This is a genomic window from Halomonas hibernica (genome assembly GCF_013183775.1).
Lineage (GTDB): Bacteria > Pseudomonadota > Gammaproteobacteria > Pseudomonadales > Halomonadaceae > Vreelandella > Vreelandella citrativorans.
Map to the genome: position 1 here is coordinate 1 of NZ_VIFN01000002.1, position 26,494 is coordinate 26,494.

General features: G+C 54.2%; 26 protein-coding genes. 13 read left to right on the top strand and 13 right to left on the bottom strand.

Annotation, left to right across the window (positions count from 1 at the left end; all coding sequences use genetic code 11):
- Nucleotides 1-40: 40 nt before the first annotated feature.
- From FKN99_RS04335 to FKN99_RS04355, 5 genes are all read right to left on the bottom strand, one after another.
- Nucleotides 41-499 carry a very short patch repair endonuclease gene (locus tag FKN99_RS04335; protein ID WP_172116777.1) on the bottom strand — a complete coding sequence of 153 codons (459 nt, stop codon included), beginning with the start codon at nucleotides 497-499 and terminating at the stop codon, nucleotides 41-43.
- Nucleotides 483-1,706 (bottom strand): type II restriction endonuclease, encoded by a 1,224-nt coding sequence (locus FKN99_RS04340; RefSeq protein WP_172116778.1) that lies wholly within the window; start codon nucleotides 1,704-1,706, stop codon nucleotides 483-485. Before FKN99_RS04340 ends, FKN99_RS04335 begins: the two co-directional genes overlap by 17 nt.
- Nucleotides 1,707-1,754: 48 nt before the next feature.
- A complete protein-coding gene (gene dcm / locus FKN99_RS04345) occupies nucleotides 1,755-3,215 on the bottom strand; it encodes a DNA (cytosine-5-)-methyltransferase (RefSeq protein ID WP_172116779.1) in 1,461 nt (486 codons plus the stop codon).
- A gap of 70 nt (nucleotides 3,216-3,285) precedes the next feature.
- Nucleotides 3,286-4,407, bottom strand: a complete 1,122-nt coding sequence (locus tag FKN99_RS04350; RefSeq protein WP_172116780.1) for a hypothetical protein — start codon at nucleotides 4,405-4,407, stop codon at nucleotides 3,286-3,288.
- A 160-nt stretch (nucleotides 4,408-4,567) separates the two neighbouring features.
- A complete protein-coding gene (locus tag FKN99_RS04355) occupies nucleotides 4,568-4,834 on the bottom strand; it encodes a DUF1016 N-terminal domain-containing protein (RefSeq protein WP_253926966.1) in 267 nt (88 codons plus the stop codon).
- A gap of 137 nt (nucleotides 4,835-4,971) precedes the next feature.
- Between FKN99_RS04355 and FKN99_RS04360 the strand changes: the two genes are divergently transcribed.
- Nucleotides 4,972-5,844: a pirin family protein gene (locus tag FKN99_RS04360; protein WP_172116781.1), complete on the top strand. Its 873-nt coding sequence runs from the start codon at nucleotides 4,972-4,974 to the stop codon at nucleotides 5,842-5,844.
- An 11-nt stretch (nucleotides 5,845-5,855) separates the two neighbouring features.
- On the opposite strand, the gene FKN99_RS04365 is transcribed toward FKN99_RS04360, so the two are convergent.
- Nucleotides 5,856-6,467 carry a DNA-3-methyladenine glycosylase family protein gene (locus tag FKN99_RS04365; RefSeq protein WP_172116782.1) on the bottom strand — a complete coding sequence of 204 codons (612 nt, stop codon included), beginning with the start codon at nucleotides 6,465-6,467 and terminating at the stop codon, nucleotides 5,856-5,858.
- A gap of 208 nt (nucleotides 6,468-6,675) precedes the next feature.
- Between FKN99_RS04365 and FKN99_RS04370 the strand changes: the two genes are divergently transcribed.
- Nucleotides 6,676-7,872, top strand: a complete 1,197-nt coding sequence (locus FKN99_RS04370) for an MFS transporter (protein ID WP_172116783.1) — start codon at nucleotides 6,676-6,678, stop codon at nucleotides 7,870-7,872.
- A 61-nt stretch (nucleotides 7,873-7,933) separates the two neighbouring features.
- Complete coding sequence (locus FKN99_RS04375; RefSeq protein ID WP_172116784.1) at nucleotides 7,934-8,191, top strand: hypothetical protein; 258 nt, start codon at nucleotides 7,934-7,936, stop codon at nucleotides 8,189-8,191.
- An 88-nt stretch (nucleotides 8,192-8,279) separates the two neighbouring features.
- Here FKN99_RS04375 and FKN99_RS04380 read toward each other — a convergent pair whose 3' ends face one another.
- On the bottom strand, nucleotides 8,280-8,975 hold the full coding sequence (locus tag FKN99_RS04380) for an extensin-like domain-containing protein (RefSeq protein WP_172116785.1): 696 nt from the start codon (nucleotides 8,973-8,975) through the stop codon (nucleotides 8,280-8,282).
- 169 nt (nucleotides 8,976-9,144) lie between these two features.
- On the opposite strand from FKN99_RS04380, the gene gmk reads away from it, so the two are divergent.
- The 4 genes from gmk (at nucleotide 9,145) to FKN99_RS04400 (ending at nucleotide 12,872) form a co-directional block, all read left to right on the top strand.
- Nucleotides 9,145-9,777 carry a guanylate kinase gene (gene gmk / locus FKN99_RS04385; RefSeq protein ID WP_172116786.1) on the top strand — a complete coding sequence of 211 codons (633 nt, stop codon included), beginning with the start codon at nucleotides 9,145-9,147 and terminating at the stop codon, nucleotides 9,775-9,777.
- A gap of 89 nt (nucleotides 9,778-9,866) precedes the next feature.
- Nucleotides 9,867-10,127 (top strand): DNA-directed RNA polymerase subunit omega, encoded by a 261-nt coding sequence (gene rpoZ, locus FKN99_RS04390; protein ID WP_087110274.1) that lies wholly within the window; start codon nucleotides 9,867-9,869, stop codon nucleotides 10,125-10,127.
- A 26-nt stretch (nucleotides 10,128-10,153) separates the two neighbouring features.
- Nucleotides 10,154-12,289, top strand: a complete 2,136-nt coding sequence (locus tag FKN99_RS04395) for a RelA/SpoT family protein (protein WP_172116787.1) — start codon at nucleotides 10,154-10,156, stop codon at nucleotides 12,287-12,289.
- 193 nt (nucleotides 12,290-12,482) lie between these two features.
- On the top strand, nucleotides 12,483-12,872 hold the full coding sequence (locus FKN99_RS04400; RefSeq protein WP_087110278.1) for a RidA family protein: 390 nt from the start codon (nucleotides 12,483-12,485) through the stop codon (nucleotides 12,870-12,872).
- 137 nt (nucleotides 12,873-13,009) lie between these two features.
- Here the strand turns inward: FKN99_RS04400 and FKN99_RS04405 are convergent, their stop codons facing one another.
- Nucleotides 13,010-13,891 carry an SDR family oxidoreductase gene (locus FKN99_RS04405; RefSeq protein WP_172116788.1) on the bottom strand — a complete coding sequence of 294 codons (882 nt, stop codon included), beginning with the start codon at nucleotides 13,889-13,891 and terminating at the stop codon, nucleotides 13,010-13,012.
- A gap of 152 nt (nucleotides 13,892-14,043) precedes the next feature.
- On the opposite strand from FKN99_RS04405, the gene FKN99_RS04410 reads away from it, so the two are divergent.
- Both FKN99_RS04410 and recG read left to right on the top strand, forming a co-directional pair.
- Complete coding sequence (locus FKN99_RS04410; RefSeq protein WP_172116789.1) at nucleotides 14,044-14,973, top strand: hydrogen peroxide-inducible genes activator; 930 nt, start codon at nucleotides 14,044-14,046, stop codon at nucleotides 14,971-14,973.
- Nucleotides 14,970-17,048 carry an ATP-dependent DNA helicase RecG gene (gene recG, locus FKN99_RS04415; protein WP_172116790.1) on the top strand — a complete coding sequence of 693 codons (2,079 nt, stop codon included), beginning with the start codon at nucleotides 14,970-14,972 and terminating at the stop codon, nucleotides 17,046-17,048. The genes FKN99_RS04410 and recG overlap by 4 nt, the downstream gene beginning before the upstream one ends.
- Nucleotides 17,049-17,066: 18 nt before the next feature.
- Here the strand turns inward: recG and yccS are convergent, their stop codons facing one another.
- The 5 genes from yccS to FKN99_RS04440 form a co-directional block, all read right to left on the bottom strand.
- Nucleotides 17,067-19,283 carry a YccS family putative transporter gene (gene yccS / locus FKN99_RS04420; protein WP_172116791.1) on the bottom strand — a complete coding sequence of 739 codons (2,217 nt, stop codon included), beginning with the start codon at nucleotides 19,281-19,283 and terminating at the stop codon, nucleotides 17,067-17,069.
- A gap of 109 nt (nucleotides 19,284-19,392) precedes the next feature.
- Nucleotides 19,393-20,397, bottom strand: coding sequence for an MDR family NADP-dependent oxidoreductase (locus FKN99_RS04425; protein WP_172116792.1), 1,005 nt, complete (start codon nucleotides 20,395-20,397; stop codon nucleotides 19,393-19,395).
- A gap of 170 nt (nucleotides 20,398-20,567) precedes the next feature.
- Nucleotides 20,568-20,924 carry a hypothetical protein gene (locus FKN99_RS04430; RefSeq protein ID WP_172116793.1) on the bottom strand — a complete coding sequence of 119 codons (357 nt, stop codon included), beginning with the start codon at nucleotides 20,922-20,924 and terminating at the stop codon, nucleotides 20,568-20,570.
- Nucleotides 20,924-21,196: an HU family DNA-binding protein gene (locus tag FKN99_RS04435; protein ID WP_018918476.1), complete on the bottom strand. Its 273-nt coding sequence runs from the start codon at nucleotides 21,194-21,196 to the stop codon at nucleotides 20,924-20,926. Before FKN99_RS04435 ends, FKN99_RS04430 begins: the two co-directional genes overlap by 1 nt.
- Before the next feature lie 105 nt (nucleotides 21,197-21,301).
- Complete coding sequence (locus tag FKN99_RS04440; RefSeq protein WP_172116794.1) at nucleotides 21,302-22,495, bottom strand: NAD(P)/FAD-dependent oxidoreductase; 1,194 nt, start codon at nucleotides 22,493-22,495, stop codon at nucleotides 21,302-21,304.
- 85 nt (nucleotides 22,496-22,580) lie between these two features.
- Here FKN99_RS04440 and FKN99_RS04445 point away from each other — a divergent pair, with 85 nt between their 5' ends.
- From FKN99_RS04445 to phoR, 4 genes are all read left to right on the top strand, one after another.
- The gene (locus FKN99_RS04445; RefSeq protein WP_172116795.1) at nucleotides 22,581-23,144 is read left to right on the top strand and encodes a chorismate--pyruvate lyase family protein; all 564 of its coding nucleotides are present in this window, start codon (nucleotides 22,581-22,583) and stop codon (nucleotides 23,142-23,144) included.
- Between the two features lie 35 nt (nucleotides 23,145-23,179).
- On the top strand, nucleotides 23,180-24,076 hold the full coding sequence (gene ubiA / locus FKN99_RS04450; protein ID WP_172116796.1) for a 4-hydroxybenzoate octaprenyltransferase: 897 nt from the start codon (nucleotides 23,180-23,182) through the stop codon (nucleotides 24,074-24,076).
- Nucleotides 24,077-24,205: 129 nt separating this feature from the next.
- Nucleotides 24,206-24,895, top strand: coding sequence for a phosphate regulon transcriptional regulator PhoB (phoB, locus tag FKN99_RS04455; RefSeq protein ID WP_087110299.1), 690 nt, complete (start codon nucleotides 24,206-24,208; stop codon nucleotides 24,893-24,895).
- A 2-nt stretch (nucleotides 24,896-24,897) separates the two neighbouring features.
- The gene (phoR, locus tag FKN99_RS04460; protein WP_172116797.1) at nucleotides 24,898-26,193 is read left to right on the top strand and encodes a phosphate regulon sensor histidine kinase PhoR; all 1,296 of its coding nucleotides are present in this window, start codon (nucleotides 24,898-24,900) and stop codon (nucleotides 26,191-26,193) included.
- Nucleotides 26,194-26,494 lie beyond the last annotated feature (301 nt).

Sequence of the window (26,494 nt, forward strand, 5' to 3'; positions counted from 1 at the left end):
AAAAGTAGACGTAACCCTCATGTGTCGAGAAAAGTCATTTTCAGCCCCTGACACGTGGCGGTTTTTCGGGCCACTCTGAAAGGGTAATTTCACCCTCGATAGCATCTACCACCACCTCGAACTCCTGCGGGCAGTGTTTCACGCCACACTCCCAGACAACGATGACGCGCCATCCTTGAGCCTCTAGTTCGGCCTGTTTGCGTGCGTCTCTACGTACGGTCTCGGCGAGCTTGTTCTGCCAGAACTCCTTTTGGCTGGCGGGCGTTGTCGCATAGAAGCAGCCTTCATGACGGTGCCAGAAACAGCCATTTACAAAAAGAGCGACCTGATAAACAGGAATCACAAGATCTGGCTTGCCTGGCAGGTGTTTCGCATGGGCGTCAAAAGAAATATGTCGTTTCTCTAGCTCCGCCTGAGCGAACCGCTCCGGGACAGTATTCTTGCCCTTGATTGAAGCCATCATTTTTGAACGGGTGGAACGATCAACAATGTCCGCCATGGTGGTGCCCGCGAATAAATTCGATGAAGCTGGATAGCGTCTCGACGCTGCCTCGAGCGTAAAACGGCAGCAGCGGCGATGGAATTACCAGCTGAACGCCAGCATCCCGCATTTCCGTAAGCTGATGTTCTGATATGCCGGGTTGAAGGGTCAGCAAGTGCTTTAAAGGAATACGCTGCGCTTCATTCAGAACCTGCCGCCAGCGGTCCTTACAGGTGGTTTTGACGCCCAGCATATGAAGTTTTGAAGAAGGAAAGTTATCGTGTTGATACGCTTCACTACCGGGAAACAGGAAGTCCGGCTTTGAGCGTTTCTCGGTTCTGGCGCCGCGCTCAAATGGTAACCCGTGCTTGCCAAATATCCACTCCAGATGGTTTTCCAGGGCGTGCCCGGCTCTGGATTTTCTTCGGTTCTGAACACTGAGAGAGAAGCTGATAAAAGCATCTACATCGTTAGACCAGCCGTTGGCATGCTCTACCAGATGTTTACTGACAATGTGACGCTCCAACTGCTTAAAGAGTATTTCTTCGCGCTCGATCAATGCCATCAACGTATCGTCAGGCGCGGAGACAGGATCAATATCATGTAGCAGCGTTTCAAGCGCCAGAGCTGACAGTTTCCGGGTGGTGGGAAATTTTAGGCCGAATCTTTCAAGCAGTAGATCTAGCCAACTATCCTCATCAGTACCTTCTCTTGGAACGGCTATCCCAACTTCATCAGCAATATAGTTGAACAGCGAAATCGGAACCTCGATGCGGGTTGGATCGACGATTTCAAGCGTCGCACCAGGCTCCTCATGCACACCGAACAGCCACAGAAGCGCTGTTCGAAGCTCACTTTCCTGGGGAATGATAACCAGCAGCAGAGAACTATCAGGCCGGTGAGCATAAATCAGGGTGTCGCCCGCCGCCGCGGACTTCAGGGGCTCATTGCTACTTTTATAGTACAAACGAAACTCTGCACTACGCGCCGGGTCATTCTCGCGTGCATCGTACCAAGTTAACGTTCCATTCTGAGAAAGCCTGTCGGCGTCATCATCACCCATATAGAGACATGTGCTCTCAATACAGCGCCGCTCACTTCCGAGAATTTGCCGGAGCTTCTGAACCCCTTGAAGTTCATGCTGGTTGGACTTTTTGGGGTTAACCTCAACCTCACTCAGCAGCTTTACGCCAACGCCTGTAAAGTGAGTGGACAGCTTTTCCATACGTTTATGGTCCCTGATATCCTGGCGTTCAAACCGTTGGCAAACCCTTTACAGCGCGAGTGGAATCTCAAGCTGTTTTTGATCTTCTTTCGCCTTGATAGACTCAATTTTTCGGGCAGCAAGAATGCGCGATTTCATTAGCTTTGCCACTGATTCAAACACTGGAACAACCACCGAGTTACCAAACTGCCGGTAGGCTTGGGTGTCGGATACCGGGATGACGAAGTTGCTCTCACCCAGCTTATCAAAGCCCATTAATCGGGCGCACTCTTGGGGCGTCAGCCTTCTTGGCCGGTGCGTGAGGTTGTGTTCACTGTAGAAATCCAGGGCGTCATCGAATCCACGGTCTACCAAAATCTCCGAGCCATCCTTGTGATAACGGGCTGACAAGGTGCGGGCCACGTCGTGGGAGCGGGTCAAGCCAAAGCCGAATCCGTTACCCTTTTCGCGGTGCTTCTGCGCGTACTTGTAAAGGTACTCCCACAGTTTAGGCGTCAGGATGTACTTGTCATCGACGTCCTTATCCAAGAGTTCGCCAAAAGAGGGGCGCTGCTTCGGATACATGTTGACGATGTCTTTCAGGGTAAAGCCGTCATGCACATCAAGGTCACGACGAAAGCCCACAAGTACAATCCGTTCGCGATGCTGAGGAAGGAAGTGTTTGGCATCGATAACCTTGGGGTCCTGGCCTTTGGGAGCGTTAACATCCGCCACTTCATAACCCAGCTCATCCAGCGTCTCACAGATCACTCGGAAGGTTTTACCCTTGTCGTGGCTTTTGAGGTTTTTGACGTTTTCAAGCAGGAAAGCCGCCGGCCGCTTGGCGGCCAGAATCCGCGCAACGTCAAAAAACAGAGTTCCCTGGGCATCGCACTCAAACCCGTGTTTGAGGCCAAGAGAGTTCTTCTTTGAAACGCCTGCCAGAGAAAACGGCTGGCATGGAAAGCCTGCCAGTAATACGTCATGATCAGGAATCTGCTGATCAATGTGTTTATAGGCGGTATCTTCGTTAATCTCGAGGTTCGAGCTCAGCGTCACTTCGCGGATATCTTCGTTGAAGCGATGCGTCAGCGGATCGCAGAAATGATTCGCTTTATAAGTGCGTACGGCGTACTTGTTCCACTCAGACGTAAACACACATTCACCGCCAATGGTTTCAAATCCCTTTCTTATTCCCCCAATACCGGCGAACAGGTCAATGAACCGAAAAGACGGCTTGATATCATTGGGTTTAGGCGTTGGCAGCATGGACACCATGCACTGGTAGGCAGCACGGGTAACCTTGGGTTCAGCCTTTCCTTTGGCCCAGCGATTGATGGTTTCTCGGCACCAGCTCCCCTTATCAACCTCGGCAAGTGCTTCTGCTATTGCTTTTTGATCGTAAATTTCCAGCAGCTTGTTCAACAGAGCTCTGTCATCAAGCCTCTCATAGGGCGATAGAGAAGTACCTGCTGGTTGAGGAGCCGTATCTGAATCAGCACCGTTATCAATATCGAAAAGGAGAGTCATGAAGTTCTCTGGGTCAAATGTGTGACGATCTGCCACGATTGTAGACCCATCGTTCGGTATTGGCGAGATCTTACTGCTGAATACGGCTGTTCTTTAACATCTGATCACTGGCCGGGCGATCCAAATGGCCAGTGGTAGCAAGATGGATGTTTTTGGCAATTTCTTCGACAGGATCGTCAAGCGTTCCCAGAAACTGGAACTCGGAAGGGGTAACGTAGCGCGCTTTTTGCTCATCTTTTCCGGTGAAGGATTGTTCCGCCCCCGTTGCCGACGAGCGTCTTTTCATTATTTCGCGCAAGGTCGTTTCATCCAATAACTTTGCCAATAGTACGACGTTCTTGCGATCCCCGATTCGGTTGAGCAGGTAGCCCGTGCCCAGGTTTTTGTTCCAGATCGGCTTCACCATAATCATGTGCAGCGTCTTGATGCCTCTCTGGGCCAACGCCAGCATAACCCTTAGCTGGCCGTTATTAATCCCAAAAGAGAGCTTCTCGTCAGGGCCATCAACGCGTGGGAACTTGTGCTTAACTTCCAGCTGCATGAAGGTGTTATCCGGCAGCCGTGCAAGGCTGTCTATATCCCATACGCCATCGAAAAAAGGCTGTATTGCACAGTTTTTGAACAAGCGATGGAGCACGACTCGCTTGAAAAGATCATCGCTATATTGGCTGGAAATGCCCGCCCAAAACGCTTGTTGGGAGCGATGTTCATCAATGACCGACGCCGCAGGAATCCTGAATTGAGGCACTGCTTGTCGGCGACTCTTCAGCATAAAGGACTGAATGGGAATATGTGTTTTGCCGTTCCACTCCTTGATAAAGAAGTCTCTGGCCGACTCGTTGTAATAGCAGTCAAACAGAAAACCGTCATGACTTCCTTTGGGCGCAAGAAGCCTGCGCAGCGTCGCCGCTGACGTACACGCTTCTGAGTGGTCCCACACCCACCAGGCATTCACAAACGTGTTCCGCGTCGAATGGCGCTGGGCTTTCACCGTCAGTGTGCGAACCAGCGAGATCGGCAATACGTCGATCCCTTGCCCGGTAAGCTTGCTGAGATACTCGTTAAACACTGACTCAATGACCAGGCCTTCCAGCATCCGGCTCTTGTCGGAACGAACGAGAATTTCCTTTAGCTGCTCGATGTTATCAAGCGGAATATCCTGAAGGGGCCCAAACGGGGTCAGCAAGCTCATTACCTATCATCCTGCACTACGCGTGGAGGTTTGATACTGGCTGGGCAAGGGATAATTAGCAAGTGTTGAGAAGTTACCTGATTAAGTCGCCTCGCCTTTCTCGACGTATGGCTAAAGATATACTCGAAAGTTGCAGCGCTTATCTTTTCATAGCTAACCATTACACCCCTGCTTGCTCTTCTAACTGCTCAACCAGTGCCTTATTCTGGCTGGCCAGCAGGCGCTCGTAGTAAAGGGGGCTAATCTGGCGCTCTAAAACTCTCGCGCTCCAGCTTTGATTGATCGCTTCTTGTAAATACCAGTCGCGAGCTTGAGCATTTTCTACTCGTAGCAGCGTGCTGTAGTGGGTCCAGCTCAATACGGTACGCACTGCGTTCCGTATTAGATAGTTTTGATAAAACTGGCGCATATTGCGTAGGTTGTGCATCAAAGCCCTTGCCCCGCTGTTCAATCCGCTGTTTCGTGAGCTTCTACCAATTTACTTCAACAAAGCAGGGCAAATTATTCGCTCAACATTGCTTACTTTGAATTTTAAACTTGAGATAACTTTTAAAGGAGCTCGTTATGTCATTAGCTACCCTTTCCGTTCGCCGTGTTATCGCCCAACACTCAGCCCACCGCGATGATATTGGTGATCTGGTCACTCGGCGGCCGCTGCCTGGGCCGGGTCTTGATCAGTTGGATCCTTTTCTGTTTTTGAATCATCACGGCCCGCAGGTTTATCCGGCCAATAATCAAGGCTTGCCGTTTGGCCCGCACCCGCATCGTGGCTTTGAAACGGTGACGTTTATTCTGGAAGGCTCGCTTGCTCATGCCGATAGCGCCAAGCACCAGAGCGTGATTCACGCAGGTGGCGTGCAGTGGATGACGGCGGGCAGCGGTATTGTGCATGCGGAAATCTCGCCCGCTGAGTTTTTGCGTGAGGGTGGTCCGCTGGAAATTTTGCAGCTGTGGATCAACTTGCCTGCGCGCCTGAAAATGAGCGAACCGCGCTATGTGGGCCTTCAACAGGATTCAATCCCGGCAATTGCGCTACCAGGTGGCGGCGAAATGAACTTGATCGCCGGGGAGTGGGGCGATACGAGCGGCCCTATCGAGACGTTAACCAATGTGTTTATGTCGACGCTTAAGCTGTCTGCCGGTTCGCGCGAGCAGTTGCCCGCTGCCGCTGGGCGGCAGGTGTTTCTGTATGTGGTGAGTGGCGACGTGACGGTGAGTGGTGAATCCACCAAACCCCACCAACTGGTTGAACTGGACCGGGAGGGCGATAGCATTGTGATTGAAGCCGCAAGCGACGCTCAGCTGCTGTTTGGTCATGGCGATGTCATTGATGAGCCGGTTTACTCGCACGGGCCGTTTGTGATGAATACTCGGGAAGAGATTGTGCAGGCGGTCGAGGATTATCAGGCCGGTAAGTTTGGCGGACTGAACGCCTAAAGGCTTGATTTTTAAACCGGCTCGCCGCGATAGTAGTGCCATAAGAACAGCGACCCCACGCTGCGCCAGGGCGCCCAGTGCTGCGTAAGCATTCGCGCCTGCTTGGGCGTGGGTTTGTCGTCTAAACCTTTTAAGCGGCCTAACGCCACGCGCAGGGCGAGGTCGTCGGCGGGGAAGATGTCGGGGCGTTTAAGCGAAAACATCAGGTAGATTTCCGCACTCCAGCGGCCAAAGCCTCGCAGTTGAGTAATCGTGGCAATGACGTCTTCATCGCTTAGATGTTCAAGCCCGTCGGCACTGAAGGTGCCGGCAAGCTCCGCTTCCGCGAGCCCCTTGGCATACTCGATTTTGCGCCACGAGAGCCCCGCATCGCGTAGTGCCTGGCCTTCGGTGTCGATCACCGCCTTGGCGTGCAGCTCGGGCAGCAGGGTATTCACGCGGCTCATAATCGCACGGGCCGCTTCCGTGGAAAGCTGCTGGCTGACAATGGTGGAGAAGAACGTCGCAAAGCCTTTATCACGCACACGTGGCGAAGGCGCACCTACCAATGGAAGGGCACGGGCGATATCTGTGTCGGCCCTGGCGAGCGTTTTTAGGGCCTGTTCAATGGTGTCAGGGGTCATATACGCCTTACGGATGCAGAGTGTTAAAGATGCTTTGTGGATTAAGCCTTTAACCGCAGGCCTGCTTCAAAGCGTAGTCTGTTAAAGTGAAACACTCGCCTGCTAATATTTCATTGAACATATTTATACTTTCGTCTAATCCTGCGATCATCGCCCCACTATAACGGCCGTTTGTTAAGCAGGCGTTTGGCGCGCCTGAGGAGAAAAAATGCAAGAGTCGCCCCAAGGGCTGGCGCGTAACCCGCGTTTGGCCGAATTCGCCTTGGCGCTAGGTGGGTTTGGTATTGGCACCAGTGAATTCGTCATAATGGGCCTGATGAACCGTGTCGCGAGCGACCTGGCGGTTAGCGTGCCGCAAGTTGGTTACGCGATCAGCAGCTACGCGTTAGGCGTTGTGGTCGGGGCTCCGTTGATTTCCGCATTGGCCGCGCGCGTGCCCAAGCGGGGGTTATTAATTGCGTTGATGCTGGTGTTTGCCATCGGCAATATTGCCAGTGCCATGGCGCCTGGGTTCTGGTCGTTCGTGGGGCTGCGCTTTGTGGCAGGTTTGCCGCATGGCGCCTACTTCGGCGTTGCGGCATTAGTCGCCGCGGGGGCGGTGCCGGTTGATCAACGTGCCCGGGCCATTTCCCGTGTCATGCTGGGCTTAACCACGGCCATTTTAATCGGCGCGCCGCTGGGTACCTGGGCGGGTAACCAGTTTGGCTGGCAAATCGCGTTTTCCGGGGTAGGCGTTATAGCGTTACTGACCGCGCTATTAATTCGCGGGTGGGTGCCGGTGCAGCCGTTTGATGCACTCGCAAGCCCGCTGCGTGAGCTGTCGGCACTGGCCAAGTCTCGCGTTCTGGTGACCATTGCCATTGCCTGTATCGGCTGTGGCGGTATGTTCTCGATTTTTAGTTATGTGATGCCCACCCTGACGCAACAGGCGGGTATGAGCGAGGCCTTGGGGCCGCTGGTACTAGTGATTTTCGGTGTGGGGTCGATTATTGGCAATCTGGTCGGCGGTCGCATGGCGGATAAGAACCTGATGAGGGCCATTCCAAAAATTCTGGTTTGGTGTGCCTTGATTCAAGGGCTTTATTACTTTGCTGCCAATAACGTATGGACAGGACTTCTGTGCGTTGGGCTTGTGGGTACCTGTATGGCCCTTGCCCCTTCGTTACAAACTCGCTTAATGGATGTGGCCGGGGATGCTCAAACCATGGCGGCCTCGCTTAATCATGCTGCATTTAATGGCGCTAATGCATTAGGTGCTTGGCTTGCCGGGTTGGCAATTAGTGCGGGTTTGAACTGGTCGAGTACGGGGCTGGTGGGCACGGGCCTGGCGCTATGCGGGCTAGCGATTTTTGCGTGGGGGCGCTGGCTTGAGAAACGCACCGACAGCGTGGCTGTGGGATTATAAAAGTGGCATAAATAGCCATTCATTCCTAGGGTATAAGGGTGCAACCCATAAGGAGATGACTATGCATACTCAATTGATCAAGACATCGCGTGTTTTAACGTTGAGCGCTATTGCCGCACTAACAATTGGTTTAGCTGGCTGCGGTACGACAACGGGTGAACGCTCTGCGAGTGGCGCTGGGTTAGGTGCCGCTGCGGGTGCGGGCGCTGCCGCTGCCACGGGTGGCAGTGTCATGGGCGGTGCCGCGCTAGGCGCAGGCGTTGGTGCCGCAACGGGCGCCCTGACCGATGAAGACGATATCAATCTAGACCGCGATTAAGCGTGAAAGCCCACTGCTCGTTCGTCATTGCCTGTTTTTCTTAAGGGCCTGTTTCTCTTAAAGGATGATGTTCTTAAAGCACGGGGGGTTAACGGCATAATCGGAAACCGCGCATGCCCATGTGAAAGTGATCGGCATGCGCGGCATTGTAATCAGGCCCCAATACGTTGCCAAATGTACGGCAAGCGCCATCCTGCGCTGCTCGCAAGAACTCTCCTGTTTCCCCTTCATCATCCCAGTGGTTGATCAGCGTTATACGTTGGCCGTTCTCAAACTGAAACCCGATAACATCCAGTGCTTCCGCCGTGGCATGCTCACTGCGCCGGTCGCTCTCACGATGGTAAATATTGCGGCAGGCAAAGCTGCCCACGTGGTTTACCTGAGCCACGCGGCTTCCCATGATTGCTTGCGCCGCAGGCTGCAGTTCGTGACGCTCGTACATCACCCAGGCAAGCGCTAGCGGGCAGGAAGCCACAAAGCTTTGGTTAAAGCGCACGCTGCTGGCCTGCATACGTACAATATTGGTCAGTGGACAGTTTGCGGTGGGGGAGTAATCGGCAAGGGGGGTATAGCTCAGCTCGCTGTCTGGCACGGTATTCAGCGCGGCTAAACAGGCGTCTCTATTGTTGCTTAAGCGTTTGATTTTTAGCTGAGTAACGGGCGTTATCGGATCATCGATATGAAGAGGAGCCCACGGTGCCCAGTGGCGAGGAACGTCAATAATGCCTTTTTGCACGGCCACGCCAAGTGCAATAAGAACCAATATAACCAGCGTGCTGCGCATCCAACCTCCTTGGGTACTTACGCAAACTCTACAGTCCGCGCAGAGGGTGTGCGATACTGCGCACCTTAAATAAGCGTGTTGCTTTGCTTGCTCCGCTAACGATCTTTTTGCTAGCTGTTTCCACTAACTATTTTTACTAACCGTTTTTCGCTAACAAGGGAAGCGCTGTATGTCCCAAGGTACGCTTTTTATTGTTTCCGCCCCGTCGGGTGCAGGCAAAACCAGTCTGGTTCGCGAGTTGATTGAAAGCCTTGATGGCATTCAGGTCTCGGTATCGCATACTACCCGCGTTAAGCGTGACGGTGAGGTGGATAGCGTTAATTACCATTTCACCACGGTGGCTGACTTTGAAGCGATGATTAAGCGTGGCGACTTTTTTGAGTATGCCAAAGTCTTCGATAATTACTATGGTACGTCGCGCGAGGCGGTCCAAACGCTGTTGAAAGCGGGCCAGGATGTTATTCTGGAAATTGACTGGCAGGGCGCGCAGCAGGTACGCAAACAAATGCCTGAGGCGGTATCCATCTTTATTCTGCCGCCATCGCTTGGCGAACTGGAACATCGCTTGGCGAATCGCGGTACGGATGAACATGCAGTGATTGCACGGCGCATGCGTGATGCGGTTAGCGAGATGTCACACTTTAATGAGTACGACTACCTGGTCATTAACGATGACTTCACCACGGCGTTTCGGGAACTGCAGTCGCTGGTGATCAGTCGCCGCTTAACGCTTACCAAGGTTAGCGAGCGCCATGCGCCACTACTGGATGCGCTCTTGTCACAGGCGCCCAGCGTCGAGTAATCTATCAGGTTCTATCACTATTCTTTTTCGCTGGGCCGGTGGCGTTATCCAACAACATCGGCCCAGCGTCGTCATTACAGGAAGGCCCCATGGCTCGCGTAACCGTTGAAGATTGTCTGGAAAATGTCGAAAACCGCTTCAAGCTGGTGATGATTTCCACCCAGCGCGCCCGCCAATTGGCACGTGGCTCGCGTGATGCCCAGCTGGCTTGGGAAAACGATAAGCCTACCGTGATGGCATTGCGTGAAATTGCGGCAGGCCTCGTGGACCACACCGTACTCGATGAACCTGTTGAAGCGCCTGTTCGCGTGCGTCCGGCCATGGCGCCCAGCGCCCAAATCGACGACTAAGGCTGAGACGAGCAGGGGCGCGGTAAATGTTCACCATTGATGACCTGGCCGATCGACTCGGCGGCTATTTACCCTCAGATGAGATCCAGCAGGTCAAGCGCGCCTTTTATTACGCCGAGCAGGCCCATGATGGCCAGCGTCGGCGCTCGGGTGAGCCCTACGTTACCCATCCGCTTGCTGTGGCCAATATTCTGGCCAATATGCACATGGACCATCAAAGCCTGATGGCCGCCATGCTGCATGATGTCATTGAAGATACCGGTGTTTCCAAAAAGGCGTTGGCTGCCCAGTTCGGCGATCCGGTGGCGGAGCTTGTCGATGGCGTTTCCAAGCTGACCCAGATCACCTTTGAAGATAAAGCCGTTGCTCAGGCGGAAAACTTCCAGAAGATGGTATTGGCGATGTCGCGGGATATTCGCGTCATTATCGTCAAGCTAGCTGACCGCCTGCATAACATGCGTACGCTTGGTGCGCTCAGGCCGGATAAAAAACGCCGTATTGCCCGAGAAACGCTGGAAATTTATGCCCGTATTGCCGGGCGGCTAGGCATCAATACGATCCGTATTGAGCTTGAAGATCTTTCGTTTCAAGCCATTCACCCCATGCGTTCAGAGCGTATCAAGCGAGCGGTCGCCAGCGCCCGGGGGAATCGGCGTAGCGCCATGCGTGAAATCCAGTCGTCACTGCAGCAAAGCCTGGATGAAGAGGTGTTGCAGGGCACGGTCATGGGGCGGCAAAAGCACCTGCTCTCGATCTATAAAAAGATGCGCGACCAGCGTAAACCGTTTGCTGAAATCATGGACGTATTCGGGTTTCGGATCATTACCGAGGATGTCGCCAACTGCTATCGTATTCTGGGCGTGGTGCATAATCTGTATAAGCCGGTGCCTGGGCGCTTTAAAGACTATATCGCCATCCCCAAGGCCAACGGCTATCAAAGTCTCCACACTACGCTGTTTGGGCCGCGCGGCATGCCGATTGAAGTGCAGATCCGCACCCGCGAAATGGAGGCCATGGCCAATAACGGTATTGCGGCTCACTGGCTCTATAAAGCGGGGCAGACCACGCATCCGATTGCTGAAGGCAGCCATGCGCGCGCCCGGGCATGGGTGAAAGGCCTATTGGAGATGCAGCGCCACGCCGGGAACTCATTGGAGTTTATCGAACACGTCAAAAATGATCTGTTCCCCGACGATATTTACGTGTTTACCCCAAAAGGCGACATCATGGAGCTGCCCCAAGGCGCCACGGTGATCGACTTTGCGTATAGCGTGCATACCGATATCGGCAATAACTGTATTGCTTGCCGAATTGATCGCCATTTGGCGCCGCTTTCAACACGCCTGGAAAGTGGCCAGACGCTGGAAATTATCACCGCGCCCGGCGCACGCCCCAACCTTGCCTGGCTTAGCTTTGTCTCGACGGCCAAGGCGCGCTCGGCTATTCGCCACGCGCTGAAGCATCAGCAGCAAACCGAAGCGATTACGCTTGGTCGGCGGCTCCTTAACAAGGCGCTGGCGCCGTTTGAAACCAGCCTGGAAGAGCTTGACGACAGCGTGCTTCAGCAAGCGTTAAAAGAGCTGGAAATAGCCTCACAGGATAGCCTTCTGGAGTCGCTGGGTCTGGGCAACCGTATGGCGCATGTGGTCGCCAGGCGCTTGATGGACGTCGCTCATGGTGATCATCCCGATTCCCGTTCAGGTACCTTTGATGGTGGCAAAGCCGTGCTGATAAGCGGTAGCGAGGGCATGGTGATTAACTTTGCTCGCTGTTGCCATCCGCTTCCTGGCGACCCGGTGCTGGGCCATCTTTCTATGGGTAAAGGACTGGTGGTGCATCGCGCCGAGTGCAGAAACCTGATAGAGCATAAAAACGATCCTGATAAGCTGTTTACGCTTGAGTGGTCTGACGCGATTGATGAAGACTTCCCGGTAGCATTGCGGATTGAAATTGAAAGCCGTCGAGGCCTCGTCGCGGAGCTTGCAGGGCTGGTGACCGATGCTGATGCCAATATCGAGCGAATTGGCATTGAAGAGCGTGATGCGCGCCTCTCTACGGTGAATCTCACGCTGTCGGTCAAAGGCCGCGTTCACCTTGCACGTATTATCAAACGCATTCGTAATTTGCCGAACGTCGGAAAAATTACCCGTATGACCAACTAAACCTATTAAAGCGGCCTGGCCGAATTGCCATCCGGCACCGGCCACGTACCGCTATTGCAGTCATTACCTATTTTTGAAAAAAACAGACCCCCTTTTAAACTTTATACAAACACGCTGGTTGGATAATTAACGCTTAATAATGACTGGTACTGAAGAACGACGAGTACTGAATAACTGAGGAGCGAAACACCGCATGAGCAATAAAGCCGTTATTAATACTGACAAAGCCCCCGCCGCGATTGGCCCTTACTCGCAGGCGATCAAAGCGGGTAATACGGTCTATCTCTCTGGTCAGATTCCGCTAGACCCAGCGACCATGGAGCTGGTGTCCGAGGACTTCGAAGCACAGGCGCGCCAAGTATTTACCAACCTGAAAGCCGTTTGCGAAGAAGCCGCAGGCTCGCTTGGCGATGTGGTGAAACTGAATTTGTACCTGGTCGACCTGGATAACTTCGCCATCGTTAACAAAGTAATGGAAGAGTTTTTCTCTACACCGTTTCCTGCCCGTGCCGCGGTGGGTGTTAAAGCGCTGCCTAAAGGCAGCCAGGTAGAAGCCGAAGCCGTAATGGTCATCGGCGACTAAACCGTTAATGACGTTTTCGCTATAAAAAACACCGGCTGAGCGTTTAGCGCCCAGTCGGTGTTTGCGTATTGATTATCTCGTCTGCTATCGACTGCTTCGCTATCTGAAGTAACGCTTTTTTACCCGGAAGTTTTCAATCAGGCTTTCTGAGTCTCTAAAAAACCGCCCTCTTTGAGTATCTGAGCGTAGCCTTCACGGTAGCTTGGGTAGCGAAACTGATAGCCGGTTCCAAGGATACGTTGGTTATTACAGCGCTTACTGGCCCGACGGCGAAGCGGTGATTGCATGGTATCGGTTGATTCCACCTTCAGTTGCTTGCCTATCCAGGCCATCACGTTATGCATGGTGACCGGCTCGCAGTCGCTACCCAGGTAAAGTTCCGCCAGCGGTTGACCGCTTTCCTGGCTGCGAATTAAATGCGCCAGAATACCGGTGCAATCATCCCGGTGAATGCGGTTGGAGTAGATAACCGGCGTAACCGCAGCGATGCGGCCTTCTGCTACCTGGTGAATCAAGCGGTCACGGCCAGGCCCATAAATGCCTGAAAAACGTACCACAGTGCCGGGTAGCGAATGGTTAAGCAGTAGTTGCTCCGCTTCATACATCAGCATGCCAGAGAAGCTGGTAGGGCCGGTTGGGCTATCTTCGGTCACCTCCTCGCCTTCCTGCTGACCATATACGCTGGTAGAGGAGACAAAAAAGACCCGACGTGGCGATTTTTTGTGCTGTTCCATCACGCTCAGTACGCGCTTTAGACCGTCCGGATAGGCGCTTTGGTAAGCGCTCTCTTCAAAGCGGTCAGCGCTTACGCTATAAATGACGTAGTCCGCTTGGGGGAGTGCAGATGCATTGGCCTCATCAAGATCATCAAGGTCAAGCGCCAGGGGTTCAATGCCGGTGTCTTCTAAAGCCGCTGTTTTACGACGTGCGCCAATGACGTGGTGCCCCTCATCAATCAACTGGCGTCCTAAGGTAATGCCGAGATCACCACAACCGATAATCAGTATCGTTAGCTTCACCTTGTCCACTCCTTTTGATAAATATTCCCTATTGGATACAAACTCGCTGCGAGATGTGACATCGTCATCAGGATTTCCTGTCCCTTTTCGTCCCGCTGACTGCCATGATATTCGTCATGAGCTGCTACGAGAGGATGCCCACTGGCGCCGTTATGACTTTAACAGAACTTCGCTACATCGTAACCCTTGCCCAAGAGCGCCACTTTGGTCGCGCGGCTGAACGCTGTCATGTGTCGCAGCCCACGCTTTCTGTGGCGGTGAAAAAACTGGAGGAGGAGCTTGATATACCGCTGTTTGAGCGCTCCAAATCCACGATTCAAGTAACCCCCCTTGGCGAGAAGATCATTGCTCAGGCCCAGCGCGTGCTGGAGCAAAGCCGGCTGATTTATGAAATGGCCAGCGCGGGTAAGGATCAGCTATCCAATCCACTACGCATTGGGGCTATTTACACGATTGGTCCCTACTTGTTTCCGCACCTGATTCCTGCGCTTGCCGATATTGCGCCGCAAATGCCGCTGTATATTGAAGAAGGTATGACCGGAACGTTACGTGCCAAGTTAAAAAATGGTGAGCTGGATGTCATTATTGTGGCACTACCGTTCACGGACACCGATATTGTGACCAAGCCTATTTACGAAGAGCAGTTTGAAGTCTTGATACCGGCAAATCACCGCTGGGTAGAGCGCGAGGCTATTCGTAAAGAGGAGCTGCTGGAAGAGCGCTTGCTGCTGTTGGGTGAAGGCCACTGCTTTAGAGACCAGATTCTTGAGGCGTGCCCGGCGATTAGCCAGAAGCTTAACAACCCGAATAACACCTTGATTGCCGAGGGAGGCTCGCTGGAAACCATTCGGCATATGGTGGCGTCACGGCTAGGCATTACCGTATTGCCGCAGTCAGCGTTGGGCACCGATCAGTATGAAAATGCCATGCTTGAGAGTCGGCCCTTTGTCGACCCCGCCCCTTCACGAACGGTAGCGATCGCCTGGCGAGCCAGCTTTCCGCGCCCTAAAGCGATCGACGCCCTGGTGGATGCCATCAGCCAGTGCCAACAGCCTGCCCAAAAGGGTAAAGCGCGCTCATGAGCGATCTTAATGGCCCCGTCACTGCGCTTAAAGGCGTCGGTGAAGCGTTGGCGCTCAAGCTTTCGCGGTTGGGCATTGAACACGTGAGCGACCTACTTTTTCACCTGCCGCTACGCTATCAGGATCGCACCCGATTAACGCCAATCGGTCTGCTACGCGCCGGGCAGGAAGCGGTGATAGAGGGGGAAGTGACTGCCTCTGATGTCGTAAAAGGGCGGCGGAGAAGCCTATTGGTACGTCTGCGCGATGGCAGCGGTATTCTAAGCCTGCGTTTTTTTCACTTTTCGCCTGCTCAACAGCAGCAGTTGCACCCGGGCGTTTCGGTACGTGCGTTTGGTGAAGCGCGGGCTGGGGCCACCGGGCTTGAAATTTATCATCCCGAATATCGCTTGAATACAGCGGGTGAAACGTCGGTCGATGAGTATTTCACCCCCATCTACCCCACCACTGAAGGCTTGAATCAAGCCCGCTTGCGCGCATTGACGCAGCAGGCGCTTGGCGTACTGGATAGCGCGCCCGAAGCGCTGCCGGATGTCATTCCTGACGTGCTGCGTCAGCGTTTTCACCTGCCGGGGCTGCACGCCTGCCTACATTTGCTGCATCAACCCCCGCCTGATGTTGATATTGATAAGCTTTCCAGCGGCCAGCATGCCGCCACGCGCCGCTTGGCGTTGGAAGAGCTTTTAGCGCATCAACTGAGCCTGCGTGAAGTGCGCCTGCGTATTCAGGCCGACGGCGCCCCTCAGCTGCCTTCCGGGCGCAGCCTTCAGGCACGCTTTTTAGCCCAGCTGCCGTTTGCCTTAACGGGGGCCCAAAGGCGAGTGCTTGAGGAAATTGCGCTGGATTTAAGCCGCCCCGCCCCCATGCTGCGCCTGGTGCAAGGCGATGTAGGGTCGGGGAAAACCGTGGTGGCCGCCATGGCAGCGCTAGCGGCCCTGGCAGGCAATTGCCAAGCGGCGATAATGGCACCTACGGAAATCCTTGCTGAGCAGCACTACCGGGCGTTTAAGGCGTGGTTTGAGCCACTGGGTATTGAAGTTGCCTGGCTTGCGGGCAAATTAAAGGGCAAAACCCGCCTGGATGCCAAGGCAGCCATCGCCGATGGCCGCGCACGTATGGTAGTTGGCACCCACGCGCTGTTCCAAGACGACGTTCATTTTCAGTGTCTGGGACTAGCCATTATCGACGAACAGCACCGTTTTGGGGTTCACCAACGCTTGGCCCTGCGTGAAAAAGGCGAAGCGGGTGGGTTAACGCCACATCAGTTGATCATGACCGCGACACCTATTCCCCGCACGCTGGCCATGAGCGCCTATGCGGACCTGGATGTCTCGGTGATTGATGAGCTACCGCCGGGGCGTACGCCGGTTAAAACGGTGGTGGTGTCTGATGAGCGCCGCCCGGAGGTTGTTGAGCGGATTCGCCGTGCCTGCAGCGATGGTCGCCAGGCCTATTGGGTGTGCACGCTGATTGATGAGTCCGAAGTGCTGCAGTGCCAGGCGGCGGAGGTCACCTGTCAGGAACTCACCGACGCGTTACCGGAGCTTGCCATTGGCTTGATCCACGGGCGAATGAAGGCCAGCGAGAAGGCCGACGTGATGGCTGCTTTTAAAGAGGGTGAACTGGATCTGTTGGTCGCCACCACGGTGATTGAAGTGGGGGTAGATGTACCGAACGCCAGCTTGATGATTATTGAAAATCCGGAACGCCTGGGGCTTTCCCAGCTTCACCAACTGCGTGGTCGCGTGGGCCGAGGGAGCACGGAAAGCTTCTGTGTACTGCTTTATCACCCGCCGCTCTCCAAAAGCTCCCGCCAGCGCCTAAGCGTGATGCGTGAGACCACCGATGGTTTCCGTATCGCTGAAAAAGATCTGGAAATTCGCGGCCCGGGCGAGGTGTTAGGCACCCGACAAACGGGACTGGCACAGATGAAAATTGCCGACCTGGAACGCGATGCTGACCTGTTAGAGCGCGTCACCGCGTTAGCGTGCGAGCTGCAAAACGAACCGCAAATAACCGCCGTGCTGGTACGGCGGTGGTTGGGCGAAGCCGCAGGCCGCTACGGACAGGTGTAGCGGTCAGTAACGGTGCGTTTAAACGCTAGCGTTAGGGCGGGTAGCTTCCTCGATGGAGGCTGATGTGCGGGTCAAGCGATTCGCCGCCTCACCCAAAGGCGCTAGCTGTTCGGTGATGAGGCGTAGCTGGCTTTGAATAGGGCGATACATCACCACAGCCTGTTCGTCAGAGCTTGCCCTGCCGGACTCATCCAGCTGTGTGAGTAGCTCGCTGACGGGCTCATTGAGCGGTGCAACCAGCTGACGCTTGTCCAACTGCTCGGCAAGCTGGTCCAGAAGTTCGCTGATCCGTTTAGCGGATGGCATCAAGGCGGCGTCATCCTCGCCTTCCAGCAAGCGGTGCCGGTGGGCGCCAAGAGCCGAAAGATGGCTAAGCAGGGTGTTGGAGAGCACCAAAAAGCGTAGGCCATTATCGGCATCCTGTTTGCGGTAGTGGCCTGGCTCGTGAAGCATATTGGTGAGCAGGGTAGAAAGCGCGGCATCGGCATTGTGGGCATTGCGCCGTGCCAAGCGGTACGCAAGGTCGTCCTGCTTGCCCTCTTCGTATTGATGAATAATTTCATCCAGATAGCGGCGGTGGTTGGTAAGCGTCTTCGCTGCTTCCCGATACAGCCGGCGGCCCTGCCAATCGGGCAGAATGAAAAACACCGCGAGTCCTGCAATCAGCGAGCCAATTAAGGTGTCAAACAGGCGCGGCCAGATAAGGTCGAAGCCGTCGCCTACCTGGTTAAAGCTGCACAGCACCAGCAACGTGATGGCTGCTGTCGCCACGACATAGCGTTTTTCCCGGTTGGCAAAAAAGGTGACGCCAGCGGCCACCGCAATCACGCTCTGCACGCTTGGCTGTGGAAACAGGCTGATCGACACCCAGCCTGCCGTAAGGCCAAGTACCGTGCCCAAAATGCGTTGGGAAAGAAAGCGTCGCGTCGTGGCGAAGTTAGGCCGACATACAAACAGGGTCGTCAGTAAAATCCAGAAGCCTTGTTCGGGGTCCAGCCACTGAAGCAGGCCGTAGCCCGCCATGAGCGCGGTTGTCAGGCGTACCGCGTGGCGAAAGGTGGGCGAGCCAAGGGTAAAGTTGAGCTGTACTCGCTTCCACGCTTCCAGCAGGCTGGAGGGCGAGCGATCATAGAGCGCGCTATCTTCGCGGTCGTTGGTGGTATCCGGGTTATGAGCACTGGCGATCTGTGCTTCGAGCGTTGCGAGGTTGTCCGCCAGCGCATTAAGCGGGTGCATCAGTTTGCGCCATTCGGGTTTGCCGCGTTCGCTCAAATTATCGATAGAGGCCCTAAGGTCGGCCAAGGCTTGTTCACTCTGCTTATGGTCAAAAGCGCGCTTCAGCAGTAACGATTTGGCTAGCTGACGGCAGGCGCGGCCCTGCTGATCCAAAAGTCGCTGGCAGCGAAACAGTACGTCATGGTGAAAAAACGCTTCGGTGAGGGCGCTGTAAGGGTAATGGGTCGAGCTTGCCCGTTCATGAATATCCTGAGCAATAAAGTATATCTGTAGGTAACGGTTAAGCTTTTGACTTCCACGCTGGCCTTCCAGACGACGAAAAATCATCTCTTTTGCCTGGTTGAGGGCATCCACCACTTTGCCGTTCTGGCGTGCCAGCGCCACGCGACGGGCTTCTACATCGACCCCGCGTACGGGTTCAAACAGCGCTGATTTAAGAATCAGAAACTCGCCCAGCGTCTTGTACACGCGCGCCATGCTCTGCTTGACGGGTTGACGAGAAAAAAGAACACACCAGACAACGGAAATAACCCCGTACCAAGCCGCACCCGCCAACAGCAGCAACTGGCGTGAGGCCACATCGGCATCCACACCGCCGTGCTGCTCAATATTGATCATTGAGTAGATCGATAAAATCAGCGTGCCTGAGGCAATCGTGGCGTATCGCTGGCCGATAGCGCCCAACATGATGAGGGTGAACGTGGATATTCCCAGCCCCAGCGCAAACAGCCATGGCCAAGGAAACAGCCACTGCACGATAAATGAGGCTGAGGTAAAACATACTAGGGTTACCAGCAGAGCCTGTAAGCGGCCTTGCCAGCTGTCATCGGTTTCGGAGAGCGCGCAGGCGATAATGCCCAGAAACAGCGGTATTACCAGGGCGATGTCGCCAAGAAAAAGGCTAAATAGCAGGGCTGCGCTGAATGCGATAAAAACGCGCAGGCTATAGGCAAACTTATCAAGTGTCCAAAGACGCCGAAGCGGCAGTGAAATAGGCATAGACGCTCTTATTGTCAGTCGTTGTTAGACTTTAGTATAAGCCCTAGGGCTGGTTCGTTGCTATGGTTTTGGGGTTATCACGTTATGCGTTTTTGGAGCAGATAAGCCCCTACCATTCGACCACACGCTTGCCTATATTATCGCCATTGAGCAACCCAATGAGCGCTGGAGCCACGCTGTCGAGTCCACCGCTTACTTTATCGAGCCGCCATGCGATACTTTTTTGATCAACCAAAGGCGCCATAAAGCGCTGAAAGTCGTTCCAATGCGTTAGATAATCGGGCACGACAAAGTGATGGATTGCGACCCTTTTTTTCCTCAGCTGGGCAAAATTATCCGGACTTTTACGCGGGCTGCGGGTTTGGTATTGGCTTACTAATCCACAAAGCACGAGGCGTCCATTCGATCTCATTGCGTCAATCGCAGCAGTAAAAGCGCTGCCCCCGATATTTTCAAAATTAAGCGTAATACCGGAAGGCGCCGCGTTATTAAGTTGCCTGGCGTAATCAGGATGGCGGTGATTAAGTACGGTCTTGAACCCCAAACGGTGCAGCCAGTCACGCTTGTCGGTACGTCCGGCCGTTACGATCACGTTTGCCCCTTGGCGTTGTGCAAGCTGTGCGGCAATAGAGCCAACCGCACCGGCAGCGGCACTTACCAGTACGGTATCTTCAGCAGTGGGCTGCCCCAGTAACTGCATGCCTACCCAGGCAGTAAACCCCGTCATTCCTAATGGATGCAAGTAGGCGTCGGGGTCACTGCCCGCCGGTACGCGCATCAGGTGCTGTCCGTCAGTGGCAATGAGCTCCTGCATGGGGAGGTGGCCCACGACGAGATCGCCCCGCTTAAACCCCGGCTCACTGCTGGTAACTACCTCGGCCATGGTCCAGCCTGATAGGGTGCTGCCAGCCTTCCAGCGCTCAATATAGTCATACCCGCTGGGCTGCATCCGCGTGCGCATGTAGGGGTCAACACTGATCGCGAGAGGCTTTAGCAGTAATCGTGTTATGTCTGGCAGGCTAATTTCTATCTTTTCGATGTGCTCGCAACGCAACTCCCCCTCAGGCAAGTGAGCAATCGTTAAGCCTATCGTTTTTTTCCTGGATACGGTCATAGCGGTCCGTTCATTACATTAATAACGCTAACGTTACCGGGAATAAACGCAAAAGGCCTGTTTAAAATGTGTTTAAAAGCACTGTGCAAACATTATGGCGGGAGAAAGGCAGGTGAAACGAGTAGGAACCCGCCACCTACGGGTGGCGGGTAGAACCGCTGGAAGAAGCGTTATAAATACTTCAGCAGTTTTTGCAGCTTGTTCATATCGGTGGAGTCACCGACAAGGCGTACCTCGCCGTTGAGCATTCCATCGAGGAAAGCTTGCTGCGTTGGCTTTCTAAGGATACGTAATGCGGCTTCCTGATCGCGAAAGCGCAATTCAAGATCCAAATCGACTGGCAGGCCTTTACCTGAAGAGACCCCTTTGGGGGTCATCCGGTAGTAGCGAGCAATGCTCAAGTCTTCCGTCGCAATGCCCCAGTCCAAGTGACGCATCCTTTCAAGCTGTTCACGAAAGCGTGGCTTGCGGCGCAGGGCACATTTGAGCATTAGGCTCAATAGCCACAGCGTCAGCTTGAGTTTCATTAGGAAACGGCGTCCTTAAGCGCTTTACCCGGCTTAAAGGCAACATTTTTGCTGGCCGGAATTTGTAAGGGTGCGCCCGTTTGCGGGTTTTTGCCGGTACGTGCTGCACGCTCACGCACGGTAAAGGTACCAAAACCAATCAATGCCACATCTTCGCCTTTTGCAACGCTGTTGGTGATTTCATCCAGAATAACATTCAGGACTTGGCCTGCTTTGTCTTTGGATAGGTCGGCACTCTCAGCGATGGCAGCGGCGAGTTCAGGTTTGCGCATAGGAAGTTCCCCTCATTAACGTTAAGCGTAAAGCATAGCGGTGTTGTTAAAAGTACTCACTAGACTGGGCTAGCTTATCCAGCCTAGACGTGAGCGCGATAAAAATCAGCCCAGCAGTGTGGGAGCTGCCCGGGAAAGCTCCACTTTCCGTCTCACGCAGCCGCCTGTCAACGCAAAACCGACTAAATTCCCGTCTTTATCTTCGGCAAGCGCCGTCATATCACCCCCTTCGCCCTCAATTCGCCAGTGTTCGGGTATCGCCGAAGGCGGATAGGCCACTACGGGCAATAGCGGCGTTTTCACAATGATGGGCCAGGCGCCGAAGCTGACCTGCGTTGGTGAGCCGGCAAGCGTTGCCGAGAGTGCTTTGGCACTGGCTTGTAATGGCTGGACGTACATGGCATTGAGGCCTTCTATGCAAGCAACATCGCCCAAGGCATAAATATGCGGGTGCGAAGTGCGCAGATACCGGTCTACCTGAATACCTTGTGGTGAAACGGCAAGCCCGGCGGCCTTTGCCAGCGCGGTTCTTGGCGTAAGGCCGGTTGCCAGTAAAACAATATCGGCGTTGACGGTGTCATCGTTACTAAGCGTTAGCCGAACCGTGCTGTCATTATTTGGGGCTAACTCTTTAATCGTGCGGTGAAGCGCAAGCTTTATACCGGCTTCCTGAAAGGCATCACTCAGCGCAAACCCCAGCGGTTCTGGTAATAGCTTGGGTAACGGCGTGGCCTCTGGAGCAATCAGAGTGACTTGATGGCCACCTGCCTGCAGGTCGTTGGCAAATTCACAGCCGACTAATCCTGCGCCGATAACGGCAATGCGCGCGGGGCGATCGTTCAGCGCGTGATGGAACAGGCGATAGTCGTCGAGATCGTTAATGGTAAAGCAGTAGCGAGCAACGTTTTCTGGAATGGCAAAAGGCACCCGGGGTTCAGCGCCGGTCGCCAGCACCAGCGTATCGTAGGCAAGTGTTTGCCCGTCACTAAGCTGTATAGTGTGCGTGTCTGGTGTCATGTGCTCTACTGACGTATGGGTAAGCACATGGGCATCCAGCTCATCGGCCAGTACCGCGGCTGAATGCCTGGCCAGTTGGTTGGGCGAGAGGCGTTTTGCAAAGCCGGTAGATAACAGCGGCTTGCTGTAGTCCTCGCCGCTGTCTGCGCTCACCAAAATAATCGAGCGCTTATCGCCTTGGCGACGTAGCGCACGGGCAAGCCCAATGCCTGCCATGCCGGTGCCAATGATGATCAACTCAGCGTGGCCAGTCGGGTTGCTAACCGGATGTGATGCAGGCATGCCATCCCCAAATAATCGGTGTCGTAAAAGCTTTTAAGACCACCATGTTACACTAGCTTCTCTGTTTTTTGCCCAGGAGTATCTGGTGGTGACGTCCTCTTTTCGGCAAACGCATGCCTTTCCTGTTTGGCAGCCCGTGGCTGCGTTACGCCCCGCCATGAGCGCTGCCTGGTGGGAGTGGGTTGCGTCTACGGATTCGCTAACGGCTCGCTTGCAAGCGGCAGGCGCAGGGCAACCATTCCGTGTTCGCCTGCTGCGCCAGGGCGTCGGCGTGCCTCTGCATGATGAAGCGCAGGCGTTGGGGATTGAGCTTCGTCGCTATGCCTGGTTAAGGGAGGTCGCCCTGTGCGTGGGTGATAACCCTTGGGTGGTCGCACGTTCGGTTGCCCCCTTAACACAGCTAAAAGGCCAGCGATTGGAGCAACTTGGTGAGCGCTCGCTGGGCAGTTGGCTGTTTCGCCAGCCAGATTTAGTACGCGGCCCTCTTGAAGCTACGAGCGGTGCGCCACGCTTTGCCTTCCCTCAGGTTGCTGGCGTGAAAAGTCGTTGGGGGCGGCGCTCAGTGTTTCAACATGGTGGGTTATCGCTACTTGTACAAGAGTACTTTTTATCCACCATGGCAGATGACCTTCGTTTGTCTTCGCGGTAGGCTTGCTCGGCATCTCTTCTTTACGTGAGGTAGGCATGGATCGTTCTTTGTTGCGGCCAGTCGGATGGGCGCGAGTCGCTGATTTTTTACACTTAATGCGCCTGGACCGCCCCATTGGTACCTGGCTATTGATGTGGCCTACCTTATGGGCGCTTTGGGTGGCTACAAACGGGGTGCCTGGTCGCAACGTGCTGCTTATTTTTGTGGCAGGTGTTTATGTTATGCGCGCTGCTGGCTGCGTTGTGAATGATTACGCTGACCGCCATGTTGATGGCCACGTTAAGCGCACGAAACATCGTCCACTGGCGACGGGGCGAATCAGTGAAACCGAAGCCAAACTGCTGTTTATTGGGCTGGTCACTGTTGCGTTTGTGTTAGTGCTGCTGACCAACTGGTTTACGGTGCTGCTGTCGATTGGTGGCGTGGTCCTGGCGTTTATCTACCCCTTTATGAAGCGTTACACCCATCTTCCTCAGGTGGTGCTGGGGGCGGCTTTTTCGTGGGCAATCCCCATGGCGTTTGGGGCGGTGCTGGGATATGTACCTGTGGAAGCCTGGTTGCTGTTTTTTGCGAACGTACTGTGGACGGTTGCTTACGATACCCAATACGCCATGGTCGACCGCGACGATGACCTGAAAATTGGTATTAAATCAACGGCGGTGCTGTTTGGCAGTGCAGACCGCTTGATGATTGGATTACTGCAACTGGCGACATTGGTGCTGTTAGCCTTTGTGGGTGTTCGTGTGGGGCTGGGTGGTTTTTTCTGGCTGGGCCTTGCCGGTATGGCGACCACCTTTATTCATCAACAGCGCCTGATTCGGCATCGTGAACGCGACCCGTGTTTTCAGGCTTTTTTGAATAACTACTGGTCAGGGCTGCTGGTTTTTGCCGGCATTGCGCTAAGTTGGTGGCCAGTGGCCGGGCCGCTCTAGCAAAGCGTGATTAGGCCTGTCATTCGTTCTTGTTATTGGCTATTGTCATATAAGTGTCATCAAGTCATGGTGTTATTGTCACTGAGATGTCATTGAATTACCTTTCATTGAGCACCGTGAGGCCCTGGAATGACCGCCAAGACCGTTTTGATTGTCGATGATGAAGCACCTATTCGCGAAATGATCGCAGTGGCGCTGGAAATGGCTGACTATCGCGTGCTTGAAGCGGATAACGCCCAGGATGCCCACGCGTTAGTCGTTGACCATCAGCCTGACTTACTGCTTCTGGATTGGATGATGCCAGGTACCAGTGGTATTGAGTTGGCGCGACGCCTTAAGCGTGAAGAAGCCACCGCCGAAATGCCGATTATTATGCTCACCGCCAAGGGTGAGGAAGACAATAAGATTCAAGGCCTTGAGGCGGGCGCGGACGACTATATCACCAAACCCTTCTCGCCCCGTGAGTTGGTCGCGCGCTTGAAAGCCGTATTGCGACGCACCACCCCGCGTGGCGTAGAAGACCCCATCGAAATTAACGGCCTTCTACTTGACCCCGTCAGCCACCGTGTTAGTGCGCATGGCAAGGCGCTGGAAATGGGGCCCACTGAATATCGCCTGCTGCAGTTCTTTATGACCCACCAGGAGCGAGCCTATACACGCAGCCAACTGCTGGACCAGGTATGGGGCGGCAATGTGTATGTTGAAGAACGCACAGTGGATGTACATATTCGGCGCTTGCGTAAGGCGTTAGGCGATGTGCACCAAAACCTGATTCAGACGGTACGGGGTACCGGTTATCGTTTCTCAGCCCGGGTGTAACAGTGCGCCTATGGAGCCGTGAGCTTTGGCGTATTGCCTGGTTAGCGACCATAGGTGTTTGCCTAGGGTGGCTGTTAGGTTCAGCGGGCCTTGGTTTGGCAGCCGGGTTGGCCGTTTGTCTTTTTTACCATTTACGCCAGTTGCGCGTACTCTTTCAATGGTTAACCCTTAATCCTCATAACGAGCCCCCGGCTGCGGGTGGTATGTGGGGGGATTTGCTTGATCGTCTTTACCGCTACCAAAAAAGCCAGCGCATTACACAAGGTCGATTGCGGTCTACGCTTGCGCGTATCCAGGAATCCTCAGAGGCCATGCGCGACAGCGTGGTAATGCTCGACCGCCACGGTGATTTGGAGTGGTGGAACAGTGCAGCGACGGATATGCTGGGCCTACAAACCGCGCACGATCGTGGCCAGCACATTACCAATTTGTTGCGTGACCCACGCTTTATCAGCTACTTCAATGCCCGCGATTACAGCGAACCGCTTACGCTGACCTCACCCATTGATGAGCGCAGCATTCTGCAATACCAAATTACCTTGTATGGCGACGATGAGCGCCTGGTGATGGCGCGGGATATCACTCGTTTGCACCGTCTTGAGGAGATGCGCAGAGACTTTGTGGCCAACGTCTCCCATGAGCTGCGTACGCCGCTTACTGTTCTTTCTGGCTACCTCGAAACCTATGGTGACTTGGCTGAGCAGCTTCCGCCTCGCTTGGGCCGAGGGATCGAGCAAATGCAGGACCAGACGCAGCGCATGCAAAATCTGGTTAACGACCTGCTGCTTTTGTCACGCTTGGAAATAGATCAAGGCGGGCAGGACCATCAGGCGCTGTCGGTTGAGCAATTGCTTAATAGCGTCTGCCAGGATGCATTGGCGCTATCGCACCGTAAGCATGTTGTCCGTGTTGCTATTGAAAGTGACGCCCAGCTCATAGGGAGCGAGCAGGAAATACGTAGCGCCATTTCTAACCTGGCTTTCAATGCGGTGCGATATACCCCAGAGGGTAGCCAAATTATACTGCGCTGGGCGCCCATGGAAGATGGAAGCGCATGCATAGAAGTAGAAGATGATGGAGAGGGCATCGATCCTGTCCACCTCCCCAGGCTAACGGAGCGCTTTTATCGGGTTGATAAAGGCCGGAGTACCGCGACAGGCGGTACTGGGCTTGGTCTTGCCATCGTTAAGCATATCCTGCTGCGCCATGATGCCCTGCTTCAGGTTGAATCGCATCCTGGCGAAGGTTCGCTATTTCGCTGTACTTTCCCCGCCACTCGGCTGGCTGCTACCTCCTAGCCGCCTTTTTCCCTGGTCTTCTGTATAACCTTTATCCAAGCGTGCCATATGGACAGCCATCTATGGTTCAAGTCTGCTCATGTGTCATTTTTAGTCAGTTATGGTGGTCCCTTATACTCGATCAGCGAGCATGATTGGCACGCGGGATTTATTTTAAGTTGTTTATTAATAAGAAATATTTTTTTATTTTTGTTTTTTGGCATTACATCTGCATTAAGTTGGGCAAGGAAGATTACCGCAGGAAATGGTACGCCAGGAAGGCACTTCCTTAAGATTAGCGGTATCAACAGCGATCGAGGAG